This window comes from Sulfuricurvum sp., assembly GCF_028713855.1.
GTDB lineage: Bacteria > Campylobacterota > Campylobacteria > Campylobacterales > Sulfurimonadaceae > Sulfuricurvum.
Map to the genome: position 1 here is coordinate 1 of NZ_JAQTNN010000021.1, position 17,932 is coordinate 17,932.

Here is a 17,932-nt window from a genome sequence, read left to right on the forward strand (position 1 = left end):
AGGGGGCTAAGGAGAGAAGCGGCAATCTCCATAAAAAACCTTTTAGATTAATTGATGTTATTTTAAATTCGAAAACTATACCGAAATAATTATTAAACTAAAATGTTTTTTGTTGTTTTTTGGAAAAGAATTAATAAAAAGTACATGTATCGTGTTGATTGTAGAGAAAATGAAGGATATGGAAAAAAGACTTCTCCCTCAATAAGGGGAGAAAAGAAGAAATTTACTCGACGACAGCCAATACTTGACCAGCTTCGATTTTGTCATTCGGTTGAACATTGATAGAAGTTACTTTCCCTGTGCGAGGAGCAACAACATCGATCTCCATTTTCATCGCTTCAAGAATCATAATTTTATCGCCTGCATTTACACTGTCACCGACAGCAGCAACAAGTTTGAATACTGAACCAGGAAGTTCCGCACAAATCGCATTTGCGTTTGCTACAGGAGCCACTGGAGCCGCTACCGGTGCTGCCACAGGCGCTGCAGGTGCTGCTACTACTGTTGGTGCTGCTTGAACAACTGTTGCGTTTCCGCCTACGATTTGTACATTGTATTGTTGTCCGTCTACGATTACTGTGTAAGTTCCATTTGCCATAAGAAGATTCTCCTGTTGTGATTGATTTGATTGTATTGATTCTGCCGCTTTCGGGCTGTTTTTTCGAACATTAACGGTTGCTTCCCCTTTAAGGAAAGCGATCCCTTTGACATCGCATGAAGCAGCGATGAAAATATTTTCATCCGTAGCTTCAATGCCTTCGTCACTCAATTTTTTAGTCCAATAGGCAACTGACTTGGTTTCATCCCGGTCTGCAATATCGATCGCATTATCGGTGGTCGGCTCAAGTTTGAGTTGTTCAGCAGCAATTCGAACAATTTCCGCATCCGGTGCCGTAGGCGTTTTACCGAAGTAACCCAATACCATTTTACCGTACCCCGGAGCGATTTTTTTCCATGGTCCCATAAGAGCATTGTTAAGCGCTTGCTGGAAGTAAAATTGAGAAACCGGAGTTACAGACGTTCCGTATCCCCCTTTTTCGACCACTTCACGCATTGCACGGATAACTTCAGGGTAGCGATCCAACATATTATTGTCACGCATCATCTGGGTATTTGCGGTCAAAGCACCGCCCGGCATCGGAGAGAACGGAATCAGAGGAGAAACCTGTGTCGCTTCCGGCGGCATGAAATAATCTTTGAGACAATCACCTAATACATCTTCGTATTTAAGGATTTTTTCGAGTTCAAGCCCACCGAGATCGTAATTCATCCCCTTGGTCGCATGAAGCATCGTCAAGATATCAGGTTGTGACGTACCGCCGCTTACCGGAGCCGCTGCCATGTCGATACCGTCTACTCCGGCATCGAGCGCCGCGAGATAACAAGCAACGCTGACCCCTGCCGTTTCGTGGGTGTGAAGACGTAAGTGCGTCCCCTCAGGAACGAGTTTACGTGCCATTTTTAAGGTTTCGTACACCTTATGGGGACTGGATGTTCCGCTTGCATCTTTGAAACAAATAGAGTGGTACGGAATACCTGAGTCTAAAATTTCGCGAAGCGTTTTTTCGTAGAAAGCAACATCGTGCGCACCGACACATCCTGGAGGAAGATCCATCATCGTAACGACGACTTCGTGTTTCAATCCGTGGTGGACGATTCGTTCACCTGAATATTTAAGGTTTTCAACATCATTCAGTGCATCAAAGTTACGTATCGTCGTTGTTCCGTGTTTTTTAAACATCTTGGCATGCAGATCGACCATCTCACGGCTGCCGGTATCAAGCATAACCGTATTAACACCGCGTGCTAATGTTTGGAGATTTGCATCCGGTCCTACGATGGCACGGAAACGATCCATCATATCAAACGCATTTTCATTCAGATAGAAAAAAAGGCTTTGGAAACGGGCACCGCCCCCAAATTCGAAATGTCGGATTCCTGCTTCTTTGGCCGCCTCAAGGGCAGGAAAGAAATCCTCCATAAGTACACGACCGCCGAAAACAGACTGAAAGCCGTCACGGAAGGTTGTGTCCATCACATCGATGTATTTTTTTGCCATTTACGTCATCCCTACTTCATAAGATTGTTGCGGTGGTGAATTGCGGCTACAACTGCCGCAATTCCTAACAAACCACCATTTTGAGAGTTCTCTAGTTCATGGTGATGAATCGCAGCTGCAATGGCAGCTACTTTTGCTCTCACATCATTATTCTCTTGATCATGATGATGCAGTGCTGCTGCTATTGCCGCTACTTTAGCACCTTCCACGCGATCAAGTGATGATGTTTCTGAAGCCATTACGGCACCCTCACTTGCAAAGTTTTGAGATTTCGGGGCATTGTTGGATTGAAATATAGAAAAATATTTCATTACTTTATGTAGTAACTCCATTTATTATCCCCTGTTTAATTTGCACGCGTATTCGTAACACGATTCGTGATTCTAGTATAAAGTTCATTAAAAAAGATTTACTGAGTCTCATTTCAATGAAGCTTTTAGTTTCTTTCGTTACAATCCGCATCATTTTTTAAGACGGAGAATTATCATGGATCTAAGCAAAATCGGCTACGGTGAAAATCCCGATAAAGTTAAAGCAATTATTGAGATTGCCTGCGGATCAAACATCAAGTATGAAGTTGAAAAAGAGAGCGGTGCATTAGTCCTTGATCGTGTTATGCATTCGGCTATGTACTATCCGGCTAACTACGGCTTTGTTAATAAAACACTCTCACAAGACGGCGATCCGGCTGACATCTTGATCCTTACTGAATATCCTATGGTTGAGGGTTGTGTTACTAACTGCCGTCTTGTCGGTGTATTGATTATGGAAGATGAAAGCGGTATCGATGAAAAGTTGCTTGCGGTCCCTACCTCCAAAATTGACCCGACATTTGAAGAGATCCAAGACCTCGGAGATATTCCGAAACATACGTTGGCAAAAATCAAAAACTTTTTCGAAACCTATAAAATGCTTGAACCGGGCAAATGGGTAAAAGTAAAAGGATTTGAAGACAAAGCATCTGCAACTAAAATCCTAGAAGATGCTATCAAAAATTACAAAGAGTAAATGATCATGATCGATTTCGGCTCACCTGATTTTTTTGCCTATACGGTTTTCGGACTGATTTTAAATTTTGTATTTTCCATCGCGTTCGGCCTCTATCTCAGCAACAATATCGGTGTCGAAGAAATGATGCATTCCAAAGGAGATCGTGAGCAGCCTTGGTGGCTCTCAATCTCCCTCACAATACCTTATGCAAAAATGCTCATTACCCTTTACCGGGTTGCTATTTTACAACTCTATTTTCTTGATCAGGGAAAAAGTCACAAAGAATACTGGATTTATCTTACCAGTAAAGAATCTTAACTTTTCAGCCTCTTTTTAACTCCGAATCTTCTTTCCAATACTTAGTCGATCACAAAGCGGATAAAAAATGTTTCATTTTTACTCATGAACTCTTTTTTTACCTTTTTTTTTGACACTTTTAGAAAACTTTTTACATTGAAACTTAAACTAACGTTCATATTTTTAACATTATAAAATATATTTTACCCATATTGCTCCCTAAACTTAATCACAGCTTTCCCTACCCATGGTGTGGCAGGCCCCTTTTCTATTAGTTTTTCTTAACTAATTCATTTAAAAAGGCCACACCATTGTTATAAACTCCCCAGTACCCTAAAATTTCACATACTAATTACGAGGTGTAACTTTTGAGATTTCTTTCCCTAATACTACTGCTGACCTTGTCGCTTTTTGGTGACGCAATGACCCCTAAACAACTCCATGTTTTACAAACCGTACGAGATGTCGCGAAATCAATCCCTGACAAAAACGGTCATACTTATGAGAATACGGTTAGTGCTATTTGTTTGACGGAAAGCAGTGCGGGGAAAAATACGATCGGAGACTTTCGACATAAAAAATCATTTACCAAAGCTTCGCTGGGACCCATGCAAATTCAAGTTGCTACGGCACGCCACGTTGCTCAAAATGTTAAAAGCCTTCGCTGGGTAAATAAAATCAGCGATGTACAGTTAGCCGGACGATTATTAGGAGACGTAAAACTCTCCGCACGTATTGCTACCTATTATGTTATCTTGCTTCATGCTCAGCGAAATGATCACTTTAATGCGATCAGCGGATACAATGGGGGATCTATCAATCGTCCTTATTACGCACGTGTTATGAAAAATATGGATATCGTTAACCATCTCGTCTCATCAGGAAAGCTGTCATAATTTTTAAGCTATAATACTTGCCATACACATGGGAGGTTTTTATGGATGATGACAAGCTCAAAATCATGCTCGCAATTTTAAGCGGTATTGTTTTTAGTCTCATATTTATATTGCTTGCATTTGTCCTCCCTATTCATCCTCCTAAAGTACCCCCTAAAACAATGGATTCAGAACTTCGAAAAATCTCCCAAGGCTATAAAAACAATAAACTCAATCCTCCCCCAGAGCATAAGTAATAGTATCATCCATCTTTCATTTCAACGAAATACAAAACTATTTTTACGTTTCAAACAATCAACTACTGTATAAATTTGTGGTATTATATTTTTAATCGTACTTTTATCTTTATTGCGGAGGTTTAAATGAGCGATCATGATTCATTACCATTGCAGTCCCCTATATTAAATTATGAACGTACTCATGATTTAGAACGACTCAAATTTGCTATCAACTCTTCCGAAGACGGGATTTGGGAATACAACATACAAACCAACATAACCAGTGTTTCCAAACGATGGCTGGATATTATCGGATATGAAGAAAACGAGTATCAAAGCTCCGTTGAATCGTGGAAATCCCTTTTGCACCCGGATGATCGTGAACAGGCATTGGGAATACTTCTTAATTCAATCGCGAACAAAATCGAGAGCGCCCATGTCCGTTATCGTGTTCGCCATAAAAACGGACAATGGATATGGATTCATGACCGTGCCAAAATTCTTTTTGATTCAGATGGTACACCGCTTATCGTTGCCGGATTTCGTACCGATATTACCAAACAAATCGAACTTGAAAATCATAATGAAGAACTTGCAGCAATCGTTCAAAATGCTTCAATCGAAGTCTATGTCCTGAATGCAAAAACACTGCAGTATGTCTATGCTAACGACGGTGCGCTAAAGAGTTTGGGATATTCCTTGGATGAACTCAAAAATTTGACGCTCAAAGATATTAACCCTGAGCTCACAGATGAACAAATCGATATTTTTAGACAATATCTCAATCATATTTCGCCTGTACTCAGCAACATTTCACGCCATAAACGTAAAAATGGTTCTTTCTATCCGGTACAAGCAAGTATCCATAAGCTCATGTATCAGGGACAAGCCTCTGTTGTCACTTTCGATACCGATATTAGCGAACTCACTGCAACACAAGATCAACTGCGCCATCTGGCTACCCATGATGCACTGACAGGACTACCCAACCGTATACTATTTCATGATCGCCTTCAAATGGCCATTAAAAAAAATCAACGAAAAAAAGAAAAAATTGCTGTTTTATTTGTTGATTTGGATCATTTTAAACAAATCAATGATTCTCTAGGGCATCCTGTAGGCGATAAACTTCTCATTCTCGTTGCGAAACGGCTTCAAACGCTTTTGCGGGAATCCGATACCATAGCCCGCATGGGCGGTGATGAATTTAATATTTTAGTAGATGAGATTACCAACACTGAAATTCTGATCGATATTTCCGAAAAATTGGTTCACGCATTTCAAGAGCCGTTTATGATTGATAAACATCGCCTCTATGCAACGCTGAGCATCGGTATTTCTATCTATCCTGAAGATGGTGCAAGTACGGAAGTATTGCTCAAAAATGCCGATACGGCAATGTATCGAGCTAAAAATGAAGGGAGAAATACCTATCGCTTCTATGCCGATGAGATGGGTGAAAAAGCATTTGAACGGGTTGTCATGGAAAATGCTCTTCGTATCGCCCTCAAAGAAAATCAATTTACAGTCTATTATCAGCCCCAAGTGAATCTTCTCAACGGACAATGGGTCGGAATGGAAGCGTTGGTACGATGGAACCACCCTACGCTTGGGATCGTTTCCCCCGTAAACTTTATCCCTCTTTGCGAAGAGACAGGTCTTATCCAAGAAATTGATTTTTTTGTTTTAGAAAATGTTATTAAACAGCATATTGAATGGGGAAAGATGGGGTTATACGTCCCGAAAACCGCTGTCAATTTCTCCGCAAAAACACTTGCAAACCGTCATATTGCTAAAGAGGTAAAATCAATTATGAAGTTTTATCATTGCACCCCTCAATGCATTGCAATCGAAGTTACCGAATCTCAGATTATGCATAACCCGCAAGAGGTCATTGAAATTCTTGGCGAATTAAAAGATTTGGGGTTAGAAATATCCGTCGATGATTTCGGTACCGGTTACTCATCCCTATCGTATCTCAAACGTTTTCCGATAGATAAACTCAAAATCGATCAAAGTTTTATTCATGACATACCTAACGATGAAGAGGATATGGCGATCACCAAAACCATTATCGGATTAGCACATAATCTTAAATTAGATGTTATCGCCGAAGGAGTCGAGACAATCGAACATCAAAAATTTTTGATCGAAAACGGCTGTTTTCTGGGTCAAGGATATCTCTTCTCCAAACCTCTCGATACCGAGGCAATTACCGTTCAATTGCGTATTAATGCAGATTCTGGCGAAAGCTTTTAACGATATATGGTATACTTTATACATTATATTTAGTATAGAGGCTTGTCATGTTTAATCTCTCAACAATCAAAGGAAAGCTGATCGCTCTAATGGCGCTTAGTTTTGTAACATACGCGACGCTTGGGTATTTGGCGTACAGCAATAATAAGGATGCAAAGAAAACAGCGGAACGAATGGTTTTACTGGGAGATATTCGTGCCCATACGAATGCGGCATTAATGGAACTTCGAGGCTATCAACTTCTCTTTAATCAAAAAAATGTTGATGAGTATAAAGAACGGGTGGCAAAATTAGGAGAAGCGATTGATAAGCTCTCTGCAATAACACGTTCCCAAGAGAATAAAGATCGTTTGGCTAATATTAAATCGGATCTTAATGCATGGGAAGAACTCAATAAACCGCGTATTGAGATTATTGCAAAATATAAAAAAGAGACCCATACCGAAGCATTTGAAGCAACCGTTGAGGGAAAAGAATTAGCAAAAATTACTAAAGAATCTGCCCAACGACATGACAACATCATTCAAGAAGAACGAGATTTAGTAAAAGTTATGAATGAAAAAAATCTCGCTACTCTTGATTCCAATGCCACTACTATTGAAATGATCATTCTCTTCAGTGCCACAGTGATGATGGTAATTTTTTATTTTATCATTCAAAATATTACCGCTTCTATCGGACGTCTTGAAGAGACAATCGAAGCGGTAGCTCAAAATAAAGACTTTACCCGTTCAACGAAAGTCGAAGGAAATGACGAACTTTCTCAAATGAGCCGTAAAGTCAATGATCTTGTTAATGTGCTTCGTCAAGCATTCCAAGGTATCCGCTCCGCATCAAGTGAAAATCTATCGGTTTCAGCTGAACTCTCTGCCACCACGCTCTCTATCGGTAAAGCGGCCGAAGAAGAGGCAAAAATCGTCACTCAAACAACCACGGAATCCGATCGTATGAAAGAGGCAATGAAAGCCTCTGCAGCAGAAGCCAAAGTAGTACAGGAAAAAGCGATCGGTGCTCGTGAAAATCTCCAAGAAGCACAATCGGCTCTTCACAATACCATCGAACAGCTCTCGCTCACCGTACAAATGGAAGGAGAGATTAATGAGCGTCTCAACTCACTCTCACAAGAAGCGTCTCAAGTAAAACAAGTCCTTACGGTTATTGCTGATATCGCAGATCAAACCAATCTACTCGCCCTTAATGCTGCTATCGAAGCGGCGCGTGCAGGTGAACACGGACGCGGATTCGCCGTCGTTGCCGATGAAGTACGTAAACTCGCTGAGCGAACCCAAAAAAGTCTGGTAGAGACCAATGCAACGGTTAATGTCATTGTTCAATCGATTAATGATATTACCGATCAAATGAACCATAATACGAAACGTATTGAGAGTCTTGTTGATGCATCTGCGGAAGTAAATGATCACACTGAAACCGCAGTCAATGCTTTAGCAGATACGGTTCAAGCGATCGAAAAACTCTCAAATGACACCCAAACCAATGCTGCAACCACTGAATCGATCATTAAAAAAATTGGAAATATCAACGATCTCTCAACGTCAAACGCCAGAAGCGTCGAAGAAATCGCCGCTGCGGCAGAACACCTGCATCAAATGACAGAGCAACTCACCGCCCAAATTTCGGTATTCAGAACTTAGATGTGATAGATAACTCCCCGCTCTGAGCGCAGGGGGGTAAATATCTCTTTTGCATTCAGATGATCATCAGCATGACCGAGGATCAGATACCCTCTCAAATGCTCCTGAAACCGTTTTAAAAGTTCTTTGTTTTTCGTCGAATCAAAATAAATCATCATATTACGGCTAAAGATGACATCAAATTCACCCAACTCTTTCCAGAGCATCGGATCAAATACGTTGCCCGCAATAAAACGGATCGATACCGACGGTAGCGGGAGAATTCGATAAGTACCGTTCTCACAGACAAAATAACGCTCCAGAATACTCTGATTCAAAGCATGAACCGATCGTGACGTGTAGACCCCTTTACGTGCCTTCTCGATCATTTCTTCCGATATATCAATACCTATTATCTCAATAGGTCTGGAAATGTTAACCATGGAGGCAGATATACGCAGAGCAATCGAATAACTCTCCTCTCCACTTGAACAGGGAGCGGAAAGAATACGGATCGGCTTCGTTGAACCCTGCTCGTTTAACTTCGGCAAAATTTCTTTGATAAGACGGTCAAAATGGTGCGCTTCACGTTCAAAATAGGTCTCATTTGTAGTCACCAGATTGATCAATGATACGGGAAGCAGTTCTGATGCACGCGGAATAGTCCCGCCATTTTCAAGATAACGGTTGATTCTGTCCCGATCGGTTTGCCGAGACAAAACAATTCCGATCTCGTTTTGTATCCGCTCCAAAAGCGACGTAATTATTTCATCGTTTATCATTTCCCAAACCGTACCATCATTTCAGCAACTTCATCAACGGGGAGAACAGAACTTGCCCCGCCCCGCTCGATTGCCCGTCCCGGCATCCCAAACACTGCTGAACTTTTTTCATCCTGACAAATGGTAAATCCGCCAAGTGATTTGATCTTGACCATCCCCTCAGCTCCATCATCACCGATCCCGCTTAACAGTATCGCTAAAATCGATGAAGGTTCATATATCTCTGCGGCACTGAGCATCATCACATCGACACTGGGGATAAAATCATTACGTATGGCTTCACACCCTTGCGTAATGACAACACAGCAATTTTTCATCTGAAAACCGATGTGCATTCCCCCTCTGGCTACAACAATCGATCCCTCTTCCAAAATCAATCCCTCAGAAGATTCGACCACTTTATTGGACGTACACGTTTGAAGCCGTGAAACAAACGAATGGGTAAGCTCGGAGGGGAAATGCTGAACAATACAAATAGGAACAGAGAAATGCTCCGGCAGCGCGGAAATAAGTTTTTCAATAACGCCCGGTCCTCCGGTCGAAGCTCCTATTAGGATAATTTTTGCATTTTTCGGAGCTTTCATGTCACCCATTCAGACCTATAGATAAGTTATTATAGCGACGTGCTTCTTAAATAGTTAGATTCATCTTATGCTGTTCAATTACCATTTGATCCAATGTAGTGAAGAGTTTTGCACTTGCTTCTTCCATTTTGGCAAAGTTATCCAATACTTTTGGGATAATATCGTGACGGTTATGTATTTTTTCTTCCACGAACACCATTGTTTTAATAACCAAATCGTGCACGTCATGATGGTATTTATCAAGTGTCTTATACGCTTCGGTTTTACCGAAAAATTCTTCTCCGCTGGTGTAATACCATTGCCCGAATAAACATTGTTTATGATTATTAAATTCTTTTATTTTTTTATCTGACAATACCGATGAATAGGCTTCGTGTTTAAATACGACATGGTCGATTTTTGCCAAACTTGCAAAAAGCTGATTCTGAATAAAGAGAGAATCTTTGGCCGTGTTATCGGCATCCTTATTGAAATTACCCAGCATAATAGAAAAATTTTCCACTTGTGGGAGTGCTTCATCCGAAATATGGGACATCTCACGTGCATTGGATGCAATATCACTCGTCTCTTCATGAAGCGAGTGAATCGTAATAGCGATCTCTTGGGTCGCTTTTTGGGTTCTCTCTGCAAGTTTACGTACTTCATCGGCGACGACGGCGAAGCCGCGTCCGTGTTCACCTGCACGGGCTGCTTCGATGGCAGCATTGAGAGCAAGAAGGTTTGTTTGCTCAGCAATCTCTTTGATTAAATCGGCGATAGCAGAGATCTCTTTCGTTTTTGAACTCAATACTTCAATACCGTTATAGGTAGCTGAAACGGTTTGGCTTAGAGTATAAAAATTTTTCATCAGTTGTTCCATAGAATCAAGACTCTGTTTCGCTTGAAAAGAAGTTGTTTTTGCTCTTATGGTGATCTCGTCCATCGTTTCGTTACTTTTGACGATATCACCTCGAATGGTTACCAGTCCTCCACTTGTGCCCCCTCCGATTTTCTGAAACTCTTCCGCATACAAACGGCGTGAAAAAAGGAGTTGTTGTGCTCGTATCCCATCACACGAATGATTTATCGGTTGTACCGATGAAGCAAAAAGCCCTTTGAAGCCGTCAGGGTGCATAACGTGATTTTCTTCCCCTTTTTCCGCTAATTGAATTGCTACGATACTCTCACGCATATAGGCCTCGACCTGGTCCAGCAGATTATTGAAATTCCACGCTAATCGTTCATATGGTGATACGGGATCGATTGATGTAATTCTCCCCTCTAATACCCCTTTGGCCGCATCAGACAGGACATTTTCAATTCGTTCTAAAAGAGAGTCTTTTGGGGATGACGGCATGATTACAAGGCCAATTAATATCACGATGATACCTACTATCGCTGCAATAAAAACATTGGAAACAAACAAAAAATAGACTAATGTCAGAACCCAAATTCCAAATACGAAAAGAAAGGGTTTATTTTTGAAGGCCGAGGACAAATTGGTCATACGTCATCCCTTGTTTTTGGAGTAGCGTTGTAAGATAGTTTTGAGAAGCATTCATACCACCTTGCTTTTCAGCATTCAAAAGCTCACGATAAAGAGGTTCAATGATCTCGATTGCTTTAGAAGTCGGTTTGCGACGTATGGAGTAGTAACCGATCCGGTTACCGGATGAATCAAAGGATGGAGTCACATACGCGAATACCCAGTAATAATCACCTTTGTTAGTTTTATTTTTAACGTAGGCATAAATTCCCTCACGCTCACGTATCCGCTCCCATAAAAGTTTAAAAATAAGTTTTGGCATATCCTCGTGTCGAAGAATATTATGAGGTGCATGCAATAACTCTGCTTCGCTATATCCCGACATTTCAATAAACGTTTCGTTCCCATAGGTAATATGACCTTTGAGGTCTGTCTTGGAGACAATAAACTCACCGGCTTTCATTTGTAATTCCATCTGGATACACCCGCATATTAAATTAGAAAAAAATTATCATAGCATAATAAATATTCTTATTAATGTAAACGGATAAAAAATATTATTTTTTATCTATACGGTTTTACCCGATACGTACTTCGTTTCGTCCGCTGTTTTTTGCCTCATAAAGCGCCGAATCGATTCTACCTATGTTTTCATGTACGCTTTGTTTTCGGATTAGTTCTCCTACTCCGATGCTGATTGTAATCGGATGGGCTAATCCAAAAGGATATTTTTCGACATCATGCCGAAGGGCTTCAGCAACGATTTCAGCCTGTTCCAACGATGTTTGAGGGAGTATAACGATAAACTCTTCTCCCCCCCATCGACCAATCATATCAGTTTGACGTAGAGAATCTTTGAACACTTTTGCCAGAACTTGTAAAATATGATCCCCCATTTGGTGCCCCATCGTATCATTCACATTTTTAAAATGATCCACATCTATCATCATAACGGCACAATGATAGGATTCGTACCGACTTACTTTTTTTTGCTCGAATTGCAGTATTTCATCGGATTTTAGACGGTTATATAATCCCGTAAGTTTATCCGTAACGGAGAGTTCCAATAGCTTGGCATTGTACCGTTTGAGGACAAAATAGCGCCATGTGAATGCAAGTAAACCGAGTAATACGACAACCAATATTCTCCACATCATATTACGATCGATCCAAGCTACCTGTTCAATAGTCGAGGCCCAACGATTATAAATCTCTTGTCTTGTCTTATCGTCCAGATTTTGTACCAGCTTTTCAAAAATATCGTACAACTTTGGATCGTCGATACGGACGGCAACACGCAGCTCATCTCTCTCTTTTAGACGTGATGAGACTTTCAGGCTCCCGGTATACTCTTTTTGAATATAAGAGGAGGTAACAATAAGATTATCGATATAACCGTAAAGCTGTCCGCTTTCTACTTTTGACAATCCTTCCTTCACCGATTCGACTTCTACAATAGTAAGTGTCGGATATAGTCTTTTAAGGCGGTTGAAAGTAGCGTATCCCTTGACCACGCCGATTTTTTTCTCTTTTAGCAAATCGATATCTTCGATAAATGGTTTTTCCATCGTCGTTACCATAACCAAAGGAACCGCTAAATAGGTCGAAGTAAAATGGAGATATTTCTGCCGGTCCGGAGTTTTGGCGGCAAGGGACAAAATATCGCATCGATGTGTCTCTGCATCTTTAAGAGATTGGTTCCATGTCGATGTTTGAACCAGTTCTATCGGAATACCAAGTTTACTTTGAAATGTTTTCATTACATCAGCAGCGATACCGACATGCTTTCCATCCCGAATTGCTTCAAGGGGATACCATTCGGGATCGACACACATGGTAATTTTTTTCTTTTGAAGGAGATAGAGTTTCTCATCTGAAGTAAGCTGAACACTGTTAATAGAGCCAGCTACAATATCCCGAAATAAAAATTTACCTAGTTTTTGGTCTTCACGAATCGCACCTACTCGCATAAGCTGTTTATACAGACGGGTCGTTGTCTCTTCATTGGTCTCCCCAATGGCATAAAAATCATTCATCATCAGCTTTGCGATTACTTTGGATTCATATGCTAGAGCTTCTGAAGATTTTTGTACATGATATTTTTGAATTAGGATATCAATCATCTCACCGGGATGCTGCAATGCGTACTCCCATCCCCGATTCGTTGCATCAATAAATTTTTGTGCCCGTAATGGATGCTCGATTGCCTCAGTTTGGGAAGTGAAAAGATTGCCGGCATTCATGATAAATCCGTATTCGACCGGATCAATAATCTCATAAGGAATATGCATTTGATCAAGAAAATAAAGCTGATTAGAGCGATAAGCACTCATGGCATCGACATCGCCTCGGATAAAAGGATCGATACTGAACGTCTGATCTACGAAACGGGTGTTACGGGAAGTGATATCAAAATGAGATAAAAGAAGAGATAAAGAGCTGTGTTTGAGCTCATTTTGCGTCCCCATAATCGTCTTTCCGACTAAACCTGCCGGATTATCGATCCCTTTTCGGGTAACTAAAACCAAAGGGGAATGCTGTAAATAGGTTGCCATGACAACGATCGGCTTAATCTTTCCGTTATCGACTACAATACTGCTGTTATAGATACCGTAATTGCTCTTACGGTTCAGAACATCTGAAACAACGTCCGAACCTTCCTGATACTCGCGTAACTCTACATCAAGCCCAGCATCACGGTAAAAGCCTTTTTCTTTTGCAGCGATATAACCGGCATATTCAAACTGATATTTCCAATCGAGCGCAACTGAGACTTTTTCAAGTTTACTGCCCTCTAGAACAGTGATTATGCTAAGAATAAATAGGAGGAACCTCATCATTCTCACACCAGCTTTCTTCTACCTAAGAGTCTTTTATTTATTATACAATGCAAATGATAAAAGTTTTTCCGCATAGTCTCTTTAGTGGCGTCGATCATTATCACGTCGCTTTGGCTCATGCCGTCCGCTGTCACGTTTTTGGGTCGGTTTTCCGCCTCGATCACCACCTCCGCCGTTTCCACCTCGGTTTCCGCTGCCACCTGCACCGCCGCGACCCCGTTGAATCGGTTCGGCTTTGATAGTAGGATCAGGTTCATATCCCTCAATAATACGGCTATCAAGCTTTTTATTGATCAATTTTTCAATGCCGCGTAAATAATCGGCTTCATCAACACATACGAGAGATAGTGCTTCCCCCTCGCATCCCGCACGTCCTGTTCGTCCGATACGATGGACATAGTCCTCCGCGATATTTGGAAGTTCAAAATTCACGACATGCGGCAACGCATCGATATCGATCCCACGTGCTGCAATATCGGTCGCTACGAGTACTCTGACCGCGCTGCGTTTAAAATCATCGAGAGCTTTGGTACGCGCGGCCTGGCTTTTGTTACCATGGATCGCTGCTGCAGTAATGCCAATCTTTTGGAGATATTCAGTCAGTTTGTTGGCTCCATGTTTGGTACGGGTAAAGACGAGAACTTGTTCCCATTTGTGTTTAGCAATCAGCTCTCCCAAAAGGGCACTTTTACGTTTACAATCGACAAGGATAACGCTTTGGGTTACCAATTCGCTTGATGTATTTCGACGCGCCACTTCGACCTCAGCCGGGTTACGGAGCAATGTGTTTGCCAATGTTTTAATCTCATCCGAATAGGTTGCAGAAAACATAAGATTTTGTCTATGTTTTGGAAGGATGGTGATAACACGGCGAATGTCACGGATGAATCCCATATCGAGCATACGGTCTGCTTCATCGAGAACAAAAACTTCGACTGCACTCAAATCGACTGTCCCCTGCCCTATGTGATCGAGCAAACGTCCTGGTGTTGCGATGAGGATATCGATTCCGTTTCGCAACATCGTGATTTGAGGGTTGATCCCTACACCGCCAAAAATAACGGCACTCTTGAGAGGGAGATATTTGCCGTAGATTTTGACGCTTTCCGCTACTTGCGCAGCGAGTTCACGTGTCGGGGTGAGGATAAGAGCACGAATTTTTCGATTCGATTTCGGCATTGTTTTTTCGGTAAGAATCTGCAACAACGGAAGAGTAAATCCGGCGGTTTTACCCGTACCGGTCTGAGCACCTGCGAGCATATCCCGACCTTCTAGAATAAAAGGAATTGCCTGAGCCTGAACGGGGGTAGGCGTAGTGTAGCCTTGGTCAGTGATTGCTTTAAGCAACGACGCGTGGAGATTTAAATCGGTAAATGTCATAAAGGTGTTCCTTTGGTGGTTCGGCCCAACCAAAGTCGTAACTCAGGACGGTTTTAGGCAAGGGGGAAAAAAATAGTGTAGAAAGTGCAGTTGATGGCAAGTTCATAGCGGCGCCAACCGTAGGCGCGATTAATGGTATTTTACCACAGACTTCCCCTAAACCTCCTATGGTCGACTACTACTGTACATTCCTAAGCATCAACATCCATATAGTGTGTCACAGTGTTCAAATCCACCCTCAACATTTTCAAACCATTCTAAAAATGCTTCAGCCATCTCCCCTTTAAATAAAGATCCGTGCTGAGGGGCGATTGCTGTGATTTCATGTTTGCGTACACACTTGACCCATGCACGGCAAAAACGGTTTGATGCCATATAGCGAGAGTGAAAACTTTCTAAAAACGGCCGATGTTCTTCAAAATTATCAACATTCTTATTTAGATTCTGCGGAGAGAGAACCGCTGCTCCGATATCCCCCGAAAAAAGGATTTTTGACCGGCTGTCATAGAGGGAAAAGTTTCCTGGACTATGGAGAAAATGGGCCGGTATAAATTGTAAAAAATCGTGTTCAAATTTTAACCGAGCACCATGATCTTCGAGTGCAACCAGCCGCCCCATATCCATCAAACCGTAATGTCCCATAAAACGTGTCCATAGCTTAGACATCACCAGTTTAGCCGAAGTTGCGACACTCCATTCAGCAATTGCACCGGCAACATCGGGGTCTTGATGCGAAAAAAAGATATATTTGATCTTTTGCGGGTCGATATGACGCGATACGGCATCATATAACTCCCCAAATATCCCTCCGCTTCCCGGATCTATCAGGACTGCACTGTCGTGCTGAATAATCAAAAACTGATTAACCGATAGGGAATATTCTTGATGGTCTTCATCTTCGAGACTGAACATCACACATTTGTGGCTTTCATCTTCATACAGGAGGGTCTCATTTTTCATATTGCATTCCTTTAAATTCGCGAATTAACACCATTTGCCGTTTCGCGATGTAATCGATAAGATTTTTTTGTGCTTGCCCATGCAGAGTATACATGCATACTACCTCATAGCGGCGCTGATTCTCTTGAATTCGGTATACCTCTGCGGAGGTATTGATGATGGTTGGACGAGGTGCCGTTTCCAACACAATATCAAGTACTACTGTTTGTTTCAACCCGAATCCCGACGGAAGAGTTGGTAGTTGAAGTCGAACCGCGTTAATCGAAATATCCATAATAACAACATCGGCCTCATATTTACGCCCCTCATACAGTAATGTGATTGTCAAACTCTGATCTGGAATAACCCGAATGGCCGCCCTTCGCGTAGGAGAGGTTTGAACCATTCGGTAATGGCTAAAATGAACACATTGGGCATCAAAATCAAGCCGTTCAATCCCACTGCATAATATTGTGGTCGGAAACAATTCAGAAGTAAGATAAAACTCCTCTTCATATTGGATCGCTTTAAGTTGTACATAGGGGGTTTGGAGAACAGCTTCCTTATCAGTGAGGGTAGTAATAAGAGCATCATTCGTGATACTTAGCCCTTTATAAAGATTGTGCACACGAATTTTAGCTCCGCTTCGCACCACCATATCCAGCAATCCGCGAACCATTTTTTCATCTTTCAGCAATCGTTCCTGTTCAACGGCAGAAGCATCATATAGTTTCAACAACCCTAATTCCGTTACATCGTTCAAAGAGAGAACTCCATACCCCTCTTTGTCAGGTATACTCTGAAATCTTAGGATAAAATGATGATTTTCTCCATCACTTCCCGCAAGTTTGATATTAAATAATTTTCCTGGATTTGCAGAGATTTCCGAATACCATTCTCTCCCCTCATGATCATATAAAAAGCCATTATGTTTGAGCAGCATGGTTCCAAATGAGACAAAAGCTTTTCGCAACATTTCCACACTCGCAACCGCAAAAAATTCCAAAGACGGTTCATTGGCCATAACCACTTTTTGTCCCTGCAATAAAATCGTAAGGCTGTTTTGATAATTAAAAATGGAGTGCAGATTAGCGTAGAAAATTTTGCGGTGGAGTTCTTCATTAAGAATATGGGAACATCGTGCAAGCGTTTTGACCAATGTTTCAACACGCATTGGTTTGAGTAAATAATCAAAGACCCCTATCTGAATAGATTGGTGCAGTAATTTAAAATCATCGTGTGCAGTCGTGATAATGATTTTAGCTTCCGGATCGATTTTTATAATAGCTTGAGACATTGCCAAACCACTCATCTTAGGCATTTCTATGTCAGCAATAACAATAGCAGGGTGATATTTTTTGAAAAGTTCAAGACCTGCTTCTCCATCGTAAGCAGTGTAGACAGTTGAAAAGATTTTTTTGAATAAAACAGTTGCTTGAGCATTCAGCCCTCTGTTATCTTCTACATACAACAATGCATAAGACGCTAAGGCCGTCTGCAACTGTTTAAAGACACCGATTTCAGCCATATAATATCATCCTTGCTCGTCTATTGTAGCATGATAAAGCGTTAATCCCATACCGATATTCCTC

General features: G+C 41.4%; 16 protein-coding genes. 6 read left to right on the forward strand and 10 right to left on the reverse strand.

Features of this window, described 5'->3' with window-relative positions; translation table 11 throughout:
• Positions 1–223: 223 nt before the first annotated feature.
• Together PHI47_RS13960 and PHI47_RS13965 are read right to left on the reverse strand one after the other, a co-directional pair.
• A complete protein-coding gene (locus PHI47_RS13960) occupies positions 224–2,059 on the reverse strand; it encodes a biotin/lipoyl-containing protein (protein WP_299938704.1) in 1,836 nt (611 codons plus the stop codon).
• An 11-nt stretch (positions 2,060–2,070) separates the two neighbouring features.
• Entirely contained in the window at positions 2,071–2,391 is a 321-nt protein-coding gene (locus tag PHI47_RS13965) for a hypothetical protein (RefSeq protein WP_299938706.1), read from the reverse strand.
• Between the two features lie 154 nt (positions 2,392–2,545).
• Between PHI47_RS13965 and ppa the strand changes: the two genes are divergently transcribed.
• The 6 genes from ppa to PHI47_RS13995 all read left to right on the forward strand — a co-directional run bounded on the left by ppa (position 2,546) and on the right by PHI47_RS13995 (position 8,371).
• Positions 2,546–3,067: an inorganic diphosphatase gene (ppa, locus tag PHI47_RS13970; protein ID WP_015653254.1), complete on the forward strand. Its 522-nt coding sequence runs from the start codon at positions 2,546–2,548 to the stop codon at positions 3,065–3,067.
• On the forward strand, positions 3,068–3,367 hold the full coding sequence (locus PHI47_RS13975) for a hypothetical protein (RefSeq protein ID WP_299938708.1): 300 nt from the start codon (positions 3,068–3,070) through the stop codon (positions 3,365–3,367).
• Positions 3,368–3,714: 347 nt separating this feature from the next.
• Positions 3,715–4,242, forward strand: coding sequence for a transglycosylase SLT domain-containing protein (locus tag PHI47_RS13980; protein ID WP_299938711.1), 528 nt, complete (start codon positions 3,715–3,717; stop codon positions 4,240–4,242).
• Between the two features lie 41 nt (positions 4,243–4,283).
• Entirely contained in the window at positions 4,284–4,478 is a 195-nt protein-coding gene (locus tag PHI47_RS13985; RefSeq protein ID WP_299938714.1) for a hypothetical protein, read from the forward strand.
• Positions 4,479–4,604: 126 nt separating this feature from the next.
• Positions 4,605–6,719, forward strand: a complete 2,115-nt coding sequence (locus PHI47_RS13990) for a GGDEF and EAL domain-containing protein (RefSeq protein ID WP_299938716.1) — start codon at positions 4,605–4,607, stop codon at positions 6,717–6,719.
• A 47-nt stretch (positions 6,720–6,766) separates the two neighbouring features.
• Positions 6,767–8,371, forward strand: a complete 1,605-nt coding sequence (locus tag PHI47_RS13995) for a HAMP domain-containing methyl-accepting chemotaxis protein (protein WP_299938718.1) — start codon at positions 6,767–6,769, stop codon at positions 8,369–8,371.
• Here the strand turns inward: PHI47_RS13995 and PHI47_RS14000 are convergent.
• The 8 genes from PHI47_RS14000 to PHI47_RS14035 form a co-directional block, all read right to left on the reverse strand.
• The gene (locus tag PHI47_RS14000; protein ID WP_299938720.1) at positions 8,368–9,132 is read right to left on the reverse strand and encodes a CheR family methyltransferase; all 765 of its coding nucleotides are present in this window, start codon (positions 9,130–9,132) and stop codon (positions 8,368–8,370) included. The genes PHI47_RS13995 and PHI47_RS14000 overlap by 4 nt on opposite strands.
• Positions 9,129–9,716 carry a CheB methylesterase domain-containing protein gene (locus PHI47_RS14005; RefSeq protein ID WP_299938723.1) on the reverse strand — a complete coding sequence of 196 codons (588 nt, stop codon included), beginning with the start codon at positions 9,714–9,716 and terminating at the stop codon, positions 9,129–9,131. The genes PHI47_RS14000 and PHI47_RS14005 overlap by 4 nt, the downstream gene beginning before the upstream one ends.
• Before the next feature lie 46 nt (positions 9,717–9,762).
• Positions 9,763–11,202, reverse strand: coding sequence for a methyl-accepting chemotaxis protein (locus tag PHI47_RS14010; RefSeq protein WP_299938728.1), 1,440 nt, complete (start codon positions 11,200–11,202; stop codon positions 9,763–9,765).
• The gene (locus PHI47_RS14015; RefSeq protein WP_299938730.1) at positions 11,171–11,656 is read right to left on the reverse strand and encodes a PAS domain-containing protein; all 486 of its coding nucleotides are present in this window, start codon (positions 11,654–11,656) and stop codon (positions 11,171–11,173) included. The genes PHI47_RS14010 and PHI47_RS14015 overlap by 32 nt, the downstream gene beginning before the upstream one ends.
• A gap of 103 nt (positions 11,657–11,759) precedes the next feature.
• On the reverse strand, positions 11,760–14,021 hold the full coding sequence (locus PHI47_RS14020) for a diguanylate cyclase (protein ID WP_299938733.1): 2,262 nt from the start codon (positions 14,019–14,021) through the stop codon (positions 11,760–11,762).
• An 81-nt stretch (positions 14,022–14,102) separates the two neighbouring features.
• Positions 14,103–15,401, reverse strand: a complete 1,299-nt coding sequence (locus PHI47_RS14025) for a DEAD/DEAH box helicase (RefSeq protein WP_299938735.1) — start codon at positions 15,399–15,401, stop codon at positions 14,103–14,105.
• Positions 15,402–15,599: 198 nt separating this feature from the next.
• A complete protein-coding gene (locus PHI47_RS14030; RefSeq protein ID WP_299938737.1) occupies positions 15,600–16,361 on the reverse strand; it encodes an MBL fold metallo-hydrolase in 762 nt (253 codons plus the stop codon).
• Complete coding sequence (locus PHI47_RS14035; RefSeq protein ID WP_299938739.1) at positions 16,351–17,868, reverse strand: response regulator; 1,518 nt, start codon at positions 17,866–17,868, stop codon at positions 16,351–16,353. Before PHI47_RS14035 ends, PHI47_RS14030 begins: the two co-directional genes overlap by 11 nt.
• Positions 17,869–17,932: the final 64 nt, after the last annotated feature.